The following is a 14,735-nucleotide window of genomic DNA, read 5'->3' as shown; positions in this document are numbered from 1 at the left end:
AAAATCGAGAGGCCGCCATGGCAACCGCCACGGAGCCACCCTTTCTCACGCTCGAAAGCGTCACCAAGCGCTTCGGCGGCGCCATCGCCGTCGATCGCGTCGACTGGGACGTGAAAAGCGGCGAGGTCCATTGCCTGTGCGGCGAGAACGGCTGCGGCAAGTCGACGATCATCAAGATGGTCGCCGGCGTGCATGCGCCCGATCCCGGCAGCGCCATCACCATCGCCGGCCGCCGCTTCGATCGCCTGACCCCGGCCGAGGCCAAGGCGCTCGGCGTGCAGGTGATCTTTCAGGACCTGTCGCTGTTCCCGAACCTCTCCGTCGCCGAGAACATCGCAATCGACGAGGTGCTGCAGGGCCTCGCCCGCCCTGCCCGCATGAGCCGGATGCGCCAGATCGCCCGCGGCGTGCTCGATCGCCTCGCCTTCGATCTCCCGCTCGATGCCCGCGTCGGCGATCTGCCGATCGCCGAGCGCCAGATCGTCGCCATCTGCCGGGGCCTCGCGTCCCGGGCACGGCTCCTGTTCATGGACGAGCCGACCGCTTCGCTGACCCGCTCCGAGGTCGATCGCCTGCTCGCCATCGTGGGCCGGCTCAAGGCCGACGGCCTCGCGATCGTGTTCGTCTCGCATCGCCTCGACGAGGTGATCGAGATCGCCGATCGTGTCACGGTCATGCGCGACGGCGTCAAAGTCGGCACGTGGGCCGCGCGCGAGCTCGACGAGCGGCGCATCGGCGAGCTGATGACCGGCCGCAACTTCGATCACGCGATCCATGCCCGGCCGATCGACGGCCCGGAGGTGCTCGGCGTCGAGGGTCTGTCCCGCGACGGCGAGTTCGCGGAGGTGTCGTTCTCGCTCCATGCCGGCGAAGTGCTTGGCCTCACCGGCCTGCTCGGCGCCGGGCGCACCGAGCTTGCGCTGGCGCTGTTCGGCATGCGCCGGCCGGATCGCGGCGCGATCCGGCTCGACGGCCGCGAGATCCGCATCGCCTCCAACCGCGACGCGATCCGCGCCGGCATCGCCTATGTCTCCGAGGACCGGCTGAACCTCGGCCTCAACATGCGCCAGTCGATCGCCGACAATCTCGTGCTGGCGAGCCTCGATCGCCTGAAGGGCCCGCTCGGCCTGATCCCCGGACACGCCAAGCGCGGCGTCGCCGAGGGCTGGATCGAGCGCCTCCGGATCAAGATCCCCGGCCTCGACCGCCCGGTCTCAACGCTGTCGGGCGGCAACCAGCAGCGCGTGGTGCTCGCCAAGTGGCTGGAGACCAAGCCGAAGGTGCTGATCCTCGACAGCCCCACGGTCGGCGTCGACATCGGCAACAAGGCCGGCATCTACGCGCTCGTCCGCGACCTCGCCCGCTCCGGCGTCGCGATCCTGATCATCTCCGACGAGATCCCCGAGGTCATGACCACCTGCGACCGCGTGCTGCACATGCGCGCCGGCCGCATCGTCGAGAGCTTCGTGCCGGGCCAGGTCGACGAAGCCACCATCCGGAGCCGCATCGATGCCTGAGGCGATCCGCGCGCTGAAATACTCCACCGAGGCCTGGCTCGCGCTCGCGATCCTGGTCCTCGCCGTGGTCTGGACGATCGCCACCCCGCATTTCCTCACAGTGCCGAACCTGATCGATCTCGTCGAGAGCTACACGGTGACAGCGGTGCTCGCGATGGGCCTGTTCGTCGTGCTGGTTTCGGGCGGCATCGACATCTCCTTCGCCGCGACCGCCTCGGTCGCGCAGTACATCGCCGCGCTCGCCGCCGCGCGCTGGGGCTGGCCGCCGGCCGCCGCGCTCGGCATCGGCCTCGCGGTGGGCGTCCTGCTCGGCCTGATCAACGCCGTGCTGATCCACGGCGTGAAGATCACCTCGATCATCGTGACGATCGCGACCATGAGCGTCTATTTCGCGCTGCTCATGTACTTTACCGGCGGCAAGTCGATCTACGACCTGCCCGACTGGTGGTCGAAGCGCGTGACCTTCTACCGGACCGAGACCGCCGGCGGCGACATCATCCGCATCACGTTGCCGCTCCTGGTCATGGTCGCCGCGGTCGTCGGCACCTGGGCCCTGATGAACAAGACCGCCGTCGGCCGGCAGGTCTATGCCATGGGCGGCAACCCGGAAGCCGCGCGCCGCGTCGGCATCGGCATCGGCCGGCTGCACCTGTTCGTCTATGGCTTCATGGGTTTCATGGCCGCCGTCGCCGGGCTCCTGCAGGCGCACCGCGTCGGCGAGAGCGTGCCCAACGCCATGGTCGGCAGCGAGCTCAATGTCGTCGCGGCCGCCGTGCTCGGCGGCGCGAGCCTCACCGGCGGCATCGGCTCGGTCGGCGGCGTGATCCTCGGCATCCTGATGCTGGCGATCATCCAGAACGGCCTGAACCTGATCGGCGTCTCGCCGTACTTCTTCCAGATCGTGATCGGCCTCGTGATCCTCGTGTCGACCTCGGCCACCGGCCTGTCGAACCGGCCCTCGCGGCGCAGCCGGAGGGCGCTTGCATGATCGATACCCGCCCCGCCCCATCCCCCCTCGCCGCCCAGCTCGATCACCTGACCCGGCTCCTGCGCGGCAACGGCGATGGCCAGAGCCCGGTCGGCCTCGCCGCCCTCTGCGTCGGGCTGGTCGGCCTGTTCTCGGTGCTGATGCCGGACCGCTTCCCGACGCTCGGCACCGCGCAGTCGATGATGTTCCAGCTGCCGGAACTCGGGCTCCTCGCGCTCGCCATGGTGATCCCGCTCATCTCGAGCGGGCTCAACCTCGCGATCATTGCGACCGCCAACCAGTCGGCGCTGCTGATGGCCTTCATCATGACGAAGGCGATCGCGCCGGGCTCGGAGCCCGCGATCGTCGCGCTCTGGATCGCGGTGGCGCTCGCCGCCGGCTTCGTCCATTGCCTCGTCGTCGGGCTCGCCACCGGCTGGCTGGTCGCCAACATGGGCGTGCACCCGATCCTGGTCACGCTCGGCACCATGTCGATCATCGATGGTGTCAGCATCTATCTGACCCGCGGTCTGGTGATCGCCGGCTTTCCGGATGCCTTCCAGGCGATCGGCAACGCGGTGATCCTCGGCCTGCCGCTGCCGTTCCTGATCTTCGTCGCGGTCGCCGCGCTGGTGGCGGTGATCTTGAGCCGCACGCCGTTCGGCATCTCGGTCGCGATGATCGGCTCCAACCTCGAGGCGACGCGCTATTCCGGCGTCGACACCAAGCGCGTGCTGATCGGCGTCTACACGATGTCGTCGGTGCTCTGCTTCGTCGCCGCGGTGCTGATGATGGCGCGGTTCAATTCGGCGAGCGCCGGCTACGCGCAATCCTACCTGCTCGTGACCATCCTCGCCGCCGTGCTCGGCGGCGTCGACCCGAACGGCGGCTTCGGCCGCGTCTCGGGCCTCGTGATGGCGCTGATCGTCCTGCAGGTGATCTCGTCCGGGCTGAACCAGCTCGGCGCCAACCAGCATCTGACGCTGGCGATCTGGGGCCTGACCCTGATCGGCGTCATGGCGATCCGCTCGATCGCGACCGCGCTCGCCCAGCGCCGCAGTGCGCGGGGGACCTCGCTCTCCGTTTCCAAATCCAATCCCACGCCCCAGGAGAAGACCTGATGTCGTTCCGTCCCGACCGCATCCGCATCGGCATGCACACGAGCCTCTGGGCGTCCGAATGGACGCGCGAGGCGGCCGAGCTGGCAATCCCCGAGGCTGCCGAGCACGGGCTCGAAGTGCTCGAGATCGCGCTCTTGAACCCCGCCGGCGTCGACGCCGCCCATAGCCGAAAACTGTTCGAGAAGCACGGCGTCGAGCCGACCGCCTCGCTCTGCCTGCCGGAGCATTCCAACGCCGCGCTCGATCCGGACCGCGCCACCGCCTTCCTGATGCCGGCGCTCGACAAGGCGCACGAGCTCGGCTGCTCGATCCTGTGCGGCGTCACCTACGGCGTGCTCGGCTGGAAGTCCGGCAAGCGCCCGACCGAGGCGGAATATGCCAACATGGCCAAGGCTTTGAAGCCGGTTGTTCGCAAGGCGCGCGATTACGGCATGCTGATCGGCATCGAGCCCTGCAACCGTTACGAGACGCATCTGCTCAACACGGCCGACCAGTCGCTCAAGTTCCTCGAACGCCTCGACGAACCGAACGTCACCATCCACCTCGATACCTACCACATGAACATCGAGGAAAAGGGCGTCGGCCACGGCATCCGCGTCGCTGGCGCGCATTGCTCCTACGTGCATCTCTCCGAGAGCGACCGCGGCGTGCCCGGCTCCGGCACGATCGACTGGACCGACACGTTCCGGGCGCTGGCCGAGACCGGCTTCAAGGGCGATCTGGTCATGGAAAGCTTCGTGACGCTGCCGCCCGAGATCGCCTCGGCGCTGTGCGTGTGGCGCGACGTCGCGCGCGACCGGCAGGACGTGCTCGAAAAGGGCGTGCCCTATCTGCAGAGCCTCGCGCGGGTCTACGGGCTCGGCTGACGCCTTCTCGGAAAGCAAAGCGGGCGCCGATCGGCGCCCGCGTCGTCTCGGAATGGGGCCGACCGCGCGTTCAGGCCCGATAGAGCGCCCGCATCCGCGCCGACCGCTCGGCGAGCAGGTCCTTCTGCCCGGCATCCGGCGCGAAGCTGCGCTTGATCGGCGGCTTGGTGCAGACCGCATCCTCGGTGCCGCCGGCCGCCAGCATGCCGAGGCGCGCGGCGCCGAAGGCGGCGCCCAGTTCGGAGCCCTGCGGCACGTCGAGCGTCAACCCGGTCGCGTCGGCCAGAAGCTGCGCCCAGAAGGCACTGCGCGAGCCGCCGCCGACCAGCATGCACGAGGTCGGCGCGGCATTGCCCGCAACCAGCACGTCGAGACAGTCGGCGAGCGCGAAGGACACGCCCTCGATGACCGCATAGGCCATGGCCTCCGCGCCGTGCTCGGCCGTGAGGCCCGCGAAACCGGCGGTCGCATGCGGATCGTTGTGCGGCGTGCGCTCGCCGGTCAGATAGGGCAGGAACACCGGCGCATGCGCCCGGCGCACCGGATCGGCGACGAAGGCTTCCGCGCGCGCCAGCAAGCCGCCGATATCGCCGGATGCGCCGACGATTCCCGCGATCCACGACAGCGCCGAGGCGGCCGACAGCGCCACCGCCATGCCGTGCCAGCGCTTCGGCAGCGCGTGGCAGAAGGCGTGCAGCGTGCGCTCCGGCAGCGCGACCGGGTGGTCGGTCGCCACAAAGATCACGCCCGACGTGCCGAGCGACAGGAAACCGTCCCCGCCGCGCGTCGCGCCGATGCCGACGGCCGAACAGGCGTTGTCGCCGCCCCCGCCCGCAATCGGGATCCGCCGGCCCGACAGGCCCCAGCTCGCCGCGACCGTCTCGGACAAGAGCGCCGAGACCTCGGACCCCTCGACCAGCCGCGGCATCTGCCGTTCGCTGAGACCGCAGGCGTCGAGCAGGGTCGCGTCCCAGCGCCGGCCGGCGACGTCGAGCCAGAGCGTTCCGGCGCTGTCCGACATCTCGGAGACGGTGTCGCCCGAGAGCCGGTAGCGGACATGATCCTTCGGCAGCAGCACCATGGCGGTTTTCGCGAAGATCTCCGGCTCGTGCTTGGCGACCCACAAGAGCTTCGGCGCGGTGAAACCGGGCATGGCGATGTTCGATGCGCGCTTGGTGAAGTCGGGCACGCGCTCGGTCAGTTCGCGGCATTCCGCGCCTGAACGGCCATCGTTCCACAGGATGCAGGGCCGGAGCACCCGTCCCTCGGCATCGAGCAGCGTCGCGCCATGCTGCTGGCCGGAGAGACCGATCGAAGCGAGTGCGCCCCAGGCCTTCGGGGCCGCGGCGCGCACGGCGGCGACCGCGGCTTCGGTCGCTGTCCACCAGGCTTCGGGATCCTGCTCGGACCAGAGCGGCCGCGGCCGGTCGACCGCGAGCGCCGCCGAACCCTCGGCGACCAGCGTCTGGTTCTCGTCCAGCAGGACGGCCTTCACCGACGATGTGCCGATGTCGATGCCGAGATGGCTCATGCGTCTCCCCTGATATTCTTATTCGCTGCCGACAGGTTTAGAGCGCCAGGCCCTCCGCGTCGAACAGATAGACGCGGCCCTCGCCGAGGCCGACGCGCAGCGCGTCGCCGCGCGCGATCGCCGGCCGGCCATTGGCGACGATGGCGATCGAGGGTGCCTCCGGCGCGGTCGCGTAGATCTGGCTCTGGCCGCCGAGGTTCTCGGTGAAATCGGCCGTGAGGTTCAACACCGGACGGCTGTCGCCGATCACCAGATTGTCCGGCCTGAGACCGACCGAGACCGCGTCGCCCGGCTTCACAGCCCGCGCGAGCGGCCGCTCGACCGTGAGCCGGCCATCGACGAAGGCCGGATGCGCGAGCGTCACCGAGGCAGCGCCTGCCGCCTCGACCCGCGCCTCGATGAAGTTCATCTTCGGCGAGCCGATGAAGCCGGCGACGAACTTGTTCGCCGGATTGTCGTACAGCGCGGCCGGCGAGCCGACCTGCTCGATCAGGCCGCCGCGCAGCACCACGATGCGGTCGGCGAGCGTCATCGCCTCGACCTGATCGTGGGTGACGTAGATCATCGTCACGCCGAGGTCGCGGTGCAGCTTGGCGATCTCGACGCGCATCTGCGTGCGCAGCTCGGCGTCGAGGTTCGACAAGGGCTCGTCGAACAGGAACAGCTTCGGATGCCGCACGATGGCGCGGCCGATGGCGACGCGCTGGCGCTGGCCGCCGGAGAGCTGGCGTGGCTTTCGATCGAGCAGCGGCCCGATCTGCAGGATGCGCGCCGCCTCGTCGACGCGGGCGCGGATCTGGTCCTTCGGCATCTTCGCCATTTTGAGGCCGAAGGCGATGTTCTCGTAGACGCTCATGTGTGGATAGAGCGCGTAGGACTGGAACACCATCGACACTTCGCGGTCGGCCGGCGCGACGCCGGTGACGACGCGGCCGTCGATCGAGACGTCGCCCTCCGTGACCTCCTCGAGGCCGGCGATCATGCGCAGCAATGTCGACTTGCCGCAGCCGGACGGGCCGACAAAGACGACGAACTCGCCTTTCTCCGCCTGGAGGCTGACGCCGTGCACCACCGAGGCCGCGCCATAGCGCTTCACGACGTTGTCGAGCTGAAGGAACGACATACTCACACTCCCGCGGTCGCGGCCGCGCCGCGGGACACGCGGCGGCCGTCGGCCTCGATCTCGTTGCGGATCGAGAACAGTTTCAGATAGATCGCGTAGGCCGCATCATGCGCGGCCACCCATGTCGGATCCGCGCGGTGCACGGTCTGGCGCGGCGCCATGGCATCGAGCGCGGCGAAAAGGTCGGCGTGCAGTCCGGCCGCGACCGCAGCCACCATCGCGGTGCCGAGCAGCACCGGCTCCGGCGCCTCCGAGATGACGAGATCCGCGCCGAGCGCGTCGCGGTAGAGCCGCACCATGAGCGGGTTCTTGTTGTGCCCGCCCGACAGGCTGACGCGGTCGATCGCATAGCCGTGGCCGTTCAGATGCTCGCGAATGTGCCGGGCCTGCAGCGCCAGTGCGCGAGCGGTCGCGTAGTACTGCTCGAGGAATGCACGGCGCGTGACTTCGAGCCCGACGCCCGTGACGAGCGCGCGCACGCTGCCATCGCCGAGCGGCGCGCGGTTGCCGAGCCAGTCCGGCACGACGTGCCGCCGCGCCGCGAAGGCCGGCCCCTCGGCATCGAGCAAGGCCAGGATGTCCCTGATCGTCTCGGCGTGAAGCTCGGCGCTCGCCTTGCCGCCATCGGCGCGACACGGGCTCGCCGGATGCTGCTCCAGCACGGCATCGAGCGCCGCCCCGGCAAAGCTCTGCCCCGCCTCGTGCATCCAGAAGCCCGGGAACACCGCGTCCTTGAACGGCCCCCAGACGCCGGAAATCCGCCGTTCGTCGGCCGCCCAGGCCATGTAGCAGGACGAGGTGCCGCCGATCAGTGCCAGCGTCCGGTTCATCGTGTCGCGGAAGCCGCGGCCGAGCACGCCGAGCGCGCCGGCCTCGGCATCGATGAGCCCGACCGCGACCGGCACGCCGGCCGGAAGACCGAGCGCCGCCGACGCCTCGTCCGAGACGCGGCCGTGCACCTCGCCGACCCGGCCGGGCGGGTGTGCCAGCGCGCCGCGATCGATGAGATCGGCGACGCCGAGCCGCGCGAGCAGATCGCGCCGCCACGGCTCCGGATCGTTCGGCAGATACGGGAACTTGCAGGCGAGCGCGCAGGTCGAGGCCCGGTCCGTGCCGGTCAGCCGGAACGCGATCTCGTCGGCGAGGTCGCGCACGGCCGTGACCCGGCCCCAGGCCTCCGGCGTGTGCCGCTTCACCCACAGGATTTTCGGCAGGTACATCTCCGGCGAGACCGTGCCGCCGACATAGTCGACATAGCGATCACCGGTCGAGGCGATCTCCTCGGCCTCGTGCTCGCCGCGGTGGTCCATCCAGCAGATGACATCGGCGTCGCCGGCGAGCGGCCGCGCGCCGGACGCCTCGAACACGGTCGAGGAGGTCGCATCGACCGCGATGCCGGCGATCGTGGCGGCCGCGCCCGGCACTTCGGCGAGCGCGCCGCGCACGGCGGTCACGATCGCGGCCCAGATCTCGTCCATGCGATAGACCGCCTGGTGCTCGGCCGGCCGCATCAGTTCAAAGCCGGCGCTGCGGGTCGCAAGCAGCGTGCCGGCGGTATCGAACACGCCGGCGCGGGCCGACAGCGTGCCGACGTCGATCGCGAGCAGATGGGTCATCGCCGGGCTCCGGTATCGAGGTTGAGGCCGCGCATCATGCCAGCAGCGCCTCGGCAGCAGCCTCGTCGGTGACGAGCCGCCGGACATAGCGCGCGTTGAGAATGCCGCGGATCACCGGCACCTTGCTGACGCCACCCGAGGCCAGGATCGAGGCCGGATAGGCCTTGAGATCCTGCGGGTTCAGCGCCATCACGCGTTCGTTGAGCGGATGGGCGACCGGCCGGCCGTATTCGTCGAGGAAGGTGCCGAGCAGATCGCCGACCGCGCCGGCCGCCTTGAGCTCGTCGAGCGCCTCGGTGACGATATGGGTCGAGGCGAGCAGCGAACGGTTGGTGAGATCGCCGCAGGAGACGAGCGCGACCGCGCCGTCGCGCGCCCGGCGCATCACCTCTGCGAGGCCGTAGTGGGTGAGCAGCGTCGACCGGCTTTCGACGGAGGGCAGATAGATCGGCGCGGCGACGTAATAGCATTCGGCGCCGAGCACGCGGGCGAACTCGGTCGAGACTTCGAAGGTGTTGGTGCCCGAGCCGCGCGTCAGCCCGCCCATCAGCGACGTGACCCAGGAATTGCTGCGGCGCTTGGGCGTCAGCCGGCGGACGGCGGCGCGCAGCGTCCGCCCCCAGCCGACACCGAGCCCGACGCCATCGGTCAAGAGCGGATCGAGCATCACGCCGGCCGCCTCGCCGATCACCTGTTGCAGCGTGTCGGGATCCGGCAGCGTCGGCACGACCGAGACGTCGTCGAGCGCGAAACGCGCCTTCAGCCGCTCCTCCAGTGCCACGCAGGAGGCGAGCGGCAGCTTGATCTCGATGTTGACGAGCCCGTCCGCGCGCGCCTGACCGACGATCTTGTTGACCTTGAGCCGCGTCAGCCCGAGCCGGTCGGCGATCTCCTGCTGCGTCATCGCGCCGACATAGTAATACCAGCAGGCGCGCGCCTGGATCTGCGCCTCGGTCAGGTCGGCGGCCGAGAGGCCGGGCAGGCCGGCGGGGGCGTCGGTGGTGTCGTCCACGGATGACCTCAGGCGAAAGCGGGTTTCAGGATCGCCATCGACCGCTTGAGCACGTCGAGGATCGACGCGTCGTCACGTTCGAAGGGATAGAAAACCTCCAGGAAGACGGGCACGTCTTCAAGTCCGTTCGCCCGTTGCAAGGCCACTGCAGCGACCGGATCGACCGCGCCCGTCTCGGTGAAGTCCCAGTGCCGGTCGAGCTGGAAGTCGGTCTGCTGGATGTGGATCGCGCCGATCCGGTCGCCGAGGCCTGCGTACCAGTCGGCCATGCCGGCCCGATAGCGGCCATAGAGCGGCTCGAAGGTGCCGTGTCCCCAGTCGACGCAGAATTTCCACGGCACGGCCGCTCCGGCCGTGTCCGAGGCCATTGTCTGCGCCTGCGCGACCGTCCAGGGCCATTCCCGCCGCATTGGCGTCGGCTCGACATAGAGTTCGGTCAGCCCTTCCGCCTTCGCTGCCTCGGCGAGCCGGTGCATGCGCACGATCAACTCGGCGTAGTCGGCTTCCGAAATGCTCTCCGCCTCGCGGCCGTCGCGGCGCGAGGCGATGGCGCCGAGCGGACCGCCGACCCGGGTGATGCCGGCCAGCGCGGCCACACGGTAGGCGCGCTTCAGCCAGGCCTCGGCGAGGTCGCGCACGGCCGGATCCGGATGCAGCATCTGATTGAAGGTGTAATGCGCGAGCCCGATGAAGGCGCTGTGCACCGTCACGCCGGCCGCTGCGGCCTCGCGGCGGATGTCGCCGGCCATTCGGTCGAGCACATCGTCCGGCCACATCGGATCGATCAGGTCGAACGACAATTGTACGAGATCGAGCCCGAGATCCTCGGCGACGATCGGCGCCCAAAGCGCCGGCGTCACCCAGCGCTTGACGCAGAAGGACAGATTCACTCCGAACGGCGTGGCCATGGATCCCCTCCCCCTTGCGATTGTTGTTACTTGGTCGCGCCCATGGTCAGGCCGCGCACCATGTGGCGGCTGACCAGGAGCGCGAAGATGGTCACCGGCAGGACGATGACCGTGCCGGTCGCCATGATCTTTCCCCACGGCAGCTCGTAGCCGGACATGAAGTTGGTCGCGACGACCGGCGCGGTCTTCAGGCCCTGGCTGGTGATCAGCACGAGCGCATAGAGGAGCTCGTTCCACGAGAAGATGAAGGCGAAGATCGCCGACACCGCTACGCCCGGCAGGCCGAGCGGCAGGTAGATCCGCCAGAAGATGTCGAACTGGTTCGCCCCTTCGAGCCGTGCCGACTGTTCCAGATCGCGCGGGATCGAGCGGAACTGGTCGGTGCAGATCCAGACCACGATCGGCAGGTTGAAGGTCAGGTAGATCAGGATCAGCACCATGTGGGTGTTGAGCAACCCGACCTGCCGCGACAAGAGATAGACCGGCAGCGCCAGCACGATCGGGCTGATCATCCGGTTCGAGATGAACCAGAACCACAGGTCCGACTTGCCGCGGAATTCGAACCGCGCCAGCGCATAGGCCGCCGGCGTACCGAGCAGGACCGACAGCGCGGTCGTCGACGTCGCGACGATCAGCGAATTCAAGACCGCAGTCGTAACCTTCGTGTCGGCGAAGATATCCTGATAGTTCGCCAGCGTCGGCACGAACAGCCAGTGCGGCGGCGAGGCCAGGAGCTCGGTCTGGTCCTTCAGGCTGGATGTCACCATCCAGTAGAACGGGAACAGCGCGAGCGCGAGTACGATCAGGAGACCGAGGCCGTGCAGGAACGAGCCGAGGCGCGAATGGCTCATCATTCGATCTCCCGATAGAAGATGCGGATATAGATGCGGCTGAGCAGAATGGTCAGCGCGAGCAGCAGGATTGCCTGCGCCGACGCGACGCCGAGATCGAACACCTTGAAGCCGGCGCGCTGGACGTAGATCGAGATCAGGTCGGTCGCCGCGCCCGGCCCGCCGCGCGTCATGACGAACACCATGTCGAACAGTTTCAACACGTCGGCCGAACGCAGGATCAGCACGGCGGTCAGGCCCGGCAGCATGTAGGGCAGCTGGACATGGCGCAGCAGCGCCCAGTGGCTCTTGGTCTCGAGCCGCGCCGCCTCCTCGATCTCGACCGGCACCATCGACAGGCCGGCGAGGAAGATCAGCGCCACGAACGGGGTCCACTGCCAGATGTCCATGATCACGATCGCGACGAAGGCGCCGGTCTGGTTGCCGAGCCAGTCGGACGACGGGATGCCGAGCCAGCCCATGAACTGGTTGGCGACGCCGAAGTCGCGGTTGAAGATCAGACGGCCGATCAGGCCGACGACCGCGTAGGTCGTCGCGAGCGGCACGACCAGCGACACGCGGGTCACGGCGCGGAGCAATCCCCAGCCCGGCTTGTGCAGCATCAGGGCGATCAGGATGCCGAGCAGGATCTGCAGCGGCACGACGGTCAGATAGAATTTTCCGGTTAGCAGCAGGCTGTCCCAGAAACTCTGGTCGCGCAGCACCGAGAGATAGTTGTCGAGACCGACGAACGGAAACCCGTCCTGCATGTCGGCGCGCCGCGTGATGTTGTAGCGCCGGAACGACGTCACGACCGCGAAGATGGTCGGATAGATGCCGATCGCGAGCAGCGCCAGCACCGCCGGTGCCAGGAACAGGAACGGCGTGAAGCGGCCGTAGCCGGGATGGTGCCGCCGCGCCGGACCGGGCGAGGCGGAACCGGGCGAGGCTGAGGCTTGCGAAGAGGCCGCGGACGCCGTCATGGGTTCATTCCAGATTGGTGTGATTGCCGCGCATGGCTTCGGGCGTGACGCCGAGCCGATCGCGCAGCTTGAGGATCATGACCTCGAACAGGATGTACTGCGCGCCCTCATAGAGCGAGCCCATCGGCAGCACCGACGGCGCCGCGCCCTGCCCGGCGTTCATGTCGTCGGCCATGGTCTGCGCCGGCACCGGCAGCACGATATCGGCCGCCTTCGGACAGGCGCCGTCCGGTTGCGCGGTCACGACCAGCGTGCGCGCGCCGTCGCGGCGGGCCACGCCCATCAACGCCTCGACGGTCGAGAAATGCCCAGGTCCGGCCGAGACGATCAGGAGATCGCCGGTCCCGAGATACGGCGTGGTCATGTCGCCGACCATCGCCGCCTGCCGGCCGAGATGGAACAGGCGCATGCAGAAGCCCTTGATCTGCAAGCCCTCGCGCCCGACGCCATAGAGCGCGATGCGCTTCGCCCGTGCGATCTCCTCGACGGCCCGGGTCACGGCCGCTTCGTCGATGCGGTCGAACACACGCGCGAGATCGTCGAGCGCGGCGCGGTAGAGTGTCGTCATGGCGGGTCCCCTGAGATCGCCCCGAGAGAGGCGGTCGGCGTCGCGGGTCGAGAGCGCCGGATTCTGGATGAAGACTTCGCGATCAAGGCTCGTGCCGGCCGAGCGTCGCCCGGCCCCGGCGCGGACGGGGCCGGACGACGCCGTTCGGGAGGGAGAACACCCGAACGGAGCCGGTCTCGACAGCCGGGCGGCGGCGCGGAACGCCGCTTCGCCGCCCCGGCGCTCACGTCACTGACGCAGCGCCTTCTTGCCGTCGTAGTAGCCTTCCTTCTTCAGGATCTCTTCCATGCGGGTGCCGATCTGCTTGGCGCCCTCTTCGGTCGAGACCTCGCCGAGCATCATCTTGGAGCCGAACTCCGCGACGATCTCCGAGATCTGCGGCCAGGCCGGGAAGCGCGGACGGAACTCCGGCACGCCCTTTTGCCAAGAGGCGACCATCGGCTCGACGAACTTGTACTTCGCCTTGATGTCGGCCTGCTGGTAGATCGAGGTGCGGCCCGAGACGCCGCCGGCCTCGACATAGGCGCGCGCGATGTCTTCCGACGTCGCCCACTGGATGAAGATCCACGACGCCTTCTTCTGCGCCTCGGTCGCCTGCGAGGCGACGGCGAGCGAGAAGCCGCCGAGCGCCGGCAAGCGGCCGGCCGGACCCGCCGGCTCCGGCGCCACCGCGAGGCAGTCGCCGAGCTTCGATGTCTTCGGATCGGTCAGCGTGCCGTAGAAGGCCGACCACTCGGTGATCATCGCGACCTGACCCTGGGCGAGCGCGTTGACCGCCTCGGAGTGGTCGAACGCCGCCACGCCCGGCGGCATGTACTTCATGAGATCCTGACGGAATTTCAGACCGGCCTGGCTCTCCTTGGAGAGCAGGTTCGACTTGAAATTCTTGTCGAGCAGCGAGCCGCCGAACGGCCACAGCACGCGCATGAAGCTGTCGGCCGACTGGGTCTCGCCGCGCAGCGACTGCAGCGCGAAGGCATACTGCTTCTTCGACGCATCGGTCAGCTTCGGACCGTAGACGTTGAGCACCTCGTCCCAGGTCGCCGGCGGCTTGTCGAAGCCCGCAGCCTTGAGCATGCACTGGTTGTAGAACAGCAGGCCCGAATAGTTGTCGAACGGCAGGCCGTAGACCTTGCCGCCCCACGAGCCGAACGCGTCGAGGAGCAGCGGGAAGAAGCCCTTGAGGTTAAGGTTCGGATCGGTGATCGAGGCATCACCGGTGAACTTCTCGACCGGCTCGATCCAGCCGTTCTCGGCGAATTCACCGATCCAGACCAGATCGACGAGCGCCATTGTCAGGTCGCCCTTCGAGTTGAAGTTCAGCACCTGCTTCTCGCGGGTGTTCTCGTAAGGAACGATCTCGTAATTGACCTTGATGCCGGTCTTCTTCTCGAACTCCGGCAGGAGCTTGATCACCGCGCGATAGCCCGGCCGATCAAGGAAGATCACGTTGATCTCGGTGCCCTTGTAGGGCGCCGCCGCCTTTTCGATCGCCCATTCGGCATGGGCCGGAGCCGGGCCGACCAGGGCCGCGCCGGCGGTAATCGCCAAGGCGCTCAAGGAAGCCAAAAGCCACTTCTTCATTGGAAGTTCCTCCCGTTTCTTCGACCGACGCCTTTCCATGCGCCGGGTATTCCTCGGGAGACCCGATCCGGGCGGCGAAACGACGCCCGGGCGAGCCGCCTGTCTGCGA

The 14,735-nt window shown here is 68.5% G+C and carries 13 protein-coding genes; 4 read left to right on the top strand and 9 right to left on the bottom strand.

Translation table 11 applies throughout. From position 1 onward, the window contains the following. Positions 1–17 precede the first annotated feature (17 nt). The 4 genes from ABS361_07555 to ABS361_07540 are packed head-to-tail and all read left to right on the top strand — an operon-like array spanning position 18 to position 4,471. On the top strand, positions 18–1,517 hold the full coding sequence (locus ABS361_07555) for a sugar ABC transporter ATP-binding protein (protein ID XBY46080.1): 1,500 nt from the start codon (positions 18–20) through the stop codon (positions 1,515–1,517). After that, positions 1,510–2,505, top strand: coding sequence for an ABC transporter permease (locus ABS361_07550; GenBank protein XBY46079.1), 996 nt, complete (start codon positions 1,510–1,512; stop codon positions 2,503–2,505). The genes ABS361_07555 and ABS361_07550 overlap by 8 nt, the downstream gene beginning before the upstream one ends. Next, a complete protein-coding gene (locus ABS361_07545; protein XBY46078.1) occupies positions 2,502–3,605 on the top strand; it encodes an ABC transporter permease in 1,104 nt (367 codons plus the stop codon). Before ABS361_07550 ends, ABS361_07545 begins: the two co-directional genes overlap by 4 nt. Next, on the top strand, positions 3,605–4,471 hold the full coding sequence (locus ABS361_07540; GenBank protein ID XBY46077.1) for a sugar phosphate isomerase/epimerase family protein: 867 nt from the start codon (positions 3,605–3,607) through the stop codon (positions 4,469–4,471). The genes ABS361_07545 and ABS361_07540 overlap by 1 nt, the downstream gene beginning before the upstream one ends. Positions 4,472–4,541: 70 nt before the next feature. On the opposite strand, the gene xylB is transcribed toward ABS361_07540, so the two are convergent. The 9 genes from xylB to ABS361_07495 all read right to left on the bottom strand — a co-directional run bounded on the left by xylB (position 4,542) and on the right by ABS361_07495 (position 14,626). After that, entirely contained in the window at positions 4,542–6,002 is a 1,461-nt protein-coding gene (xylB, locus tag ABS361_07535; GenBank protein XBY46076.1) for a xylulokinase, read from the bottom strand. A 37-nt stretch (positions 6,003–6,039) separates the two neighbouring features. Further along, on the bottom strand, positions 6,040–7,125 hold the full coding sequence (ugpC, locus tag ABS361_07530) for a sn-glycerol-3-phosphate ABC transporter ATP-binding protein UgpC (GenBank protein ID XBY46075.1): 1,086 nt from the start codon (positions 7,123–7,125) through the stop codon (positions 6,040–6,042). A 2-nt stretch (positions 7,126–7,127) separates the two neighbouring features. Continuing rightward, positions 7,128–8,741 (bottom strand): FGGY-family carbohydrate kinase, encoded by a 1,614-nt coding sequence (locus ABS361_07525; GenBank protein ID XBY46074.1) that lies wholly within the window; start codon positions 8,739–8,741, stop codon positions 7,128–7,130. A gap of 34 nt (positions 8,742–8,775) precedes the next feature. Beyond that, positions 8,776–9,753, bottom strand: coding sequence for a sugar-binding transcriptional regulator (locus ABS361_07520; protein ID XBY46073.1), 978 nt, complete (start codon positions 9,751–9,753; stop codon positions 8,776–8,778). A gap of 8 nt (positions 9,754–9,761) precedes the next feature. Further along, on the bottom strand, positions 9,762–10,661 hold the full coding sequence (locus tag ABS361_07515) for a TIM barrel protein (protein ID XBY46072.1): 900 nt from the start codon (positions 10,659–10,661) through the stop codon (positions 9,762–9,764). 26 nt (positions 10,662–10,687) lie between these two features. After that, positions 10,688–11,512, bottom strand: coding sequence for a carbohydrate ABC transporter permease (locus tag ABS361_07510; GenBank protein XBY46071.1), 825 nt, complete (start codon positions 11,510–11,512; stop codon positions 10,688–10,690). Further along, positions 11,512–12,474, bottom strand: a complete 963-nt coding sequence (locus ABS361_07505) for a sugar ABC transporter permease (GenBank protein XBY46070.1) — start codon at positions 12,472–12,474, stop codon at positions 11,512–11,514. The genes ABS361_07510 and ABS361_07505 overlap by 1 nt, the downstream gene beginning before the upstream one ends. Positions 12,475–12,478: 4 nt before the next feature. Beyond that, complete coding sequence (locus ABS361_07500) at positions 12,479–13,042, bottom strand: SIS domain-containing protein (protein ID XBY46069.1); 564 nt, start codon at positions 13,040–13,042, stop codon at positions 12,479–12,481. Between the two features lie 228 nt (positions 13,043–13,270). Further along, positions 13,271–14,626, bottom strand: a complete 1,356-nt coding sequence (locus ABS361_07495) for a sugar ABC transporter substrate-binding protein (protein ID XBY46068.1) — start codon at positions 14,624–14,626, stop codon at positions 13,271–13,273. Positions 14,627–14,735: the final 109 nt, after the last annotated feature.

The organism is Ancalomicrobiaceae bacterium S20 (genome assembly GCA_040269895.1).
In the GTDB taxonomy this organism is placed as follows: domain Bacteria; phylum Pseudomonadota; class Alphaproteobacteria; order Rhizobiales; family Ancalomicrobiaceae; genus Methyloraptor; species Methyloraptor flagellatus.
This window is presented reverse-complemented; position numbering and strand designations above follow the sequence as displayed.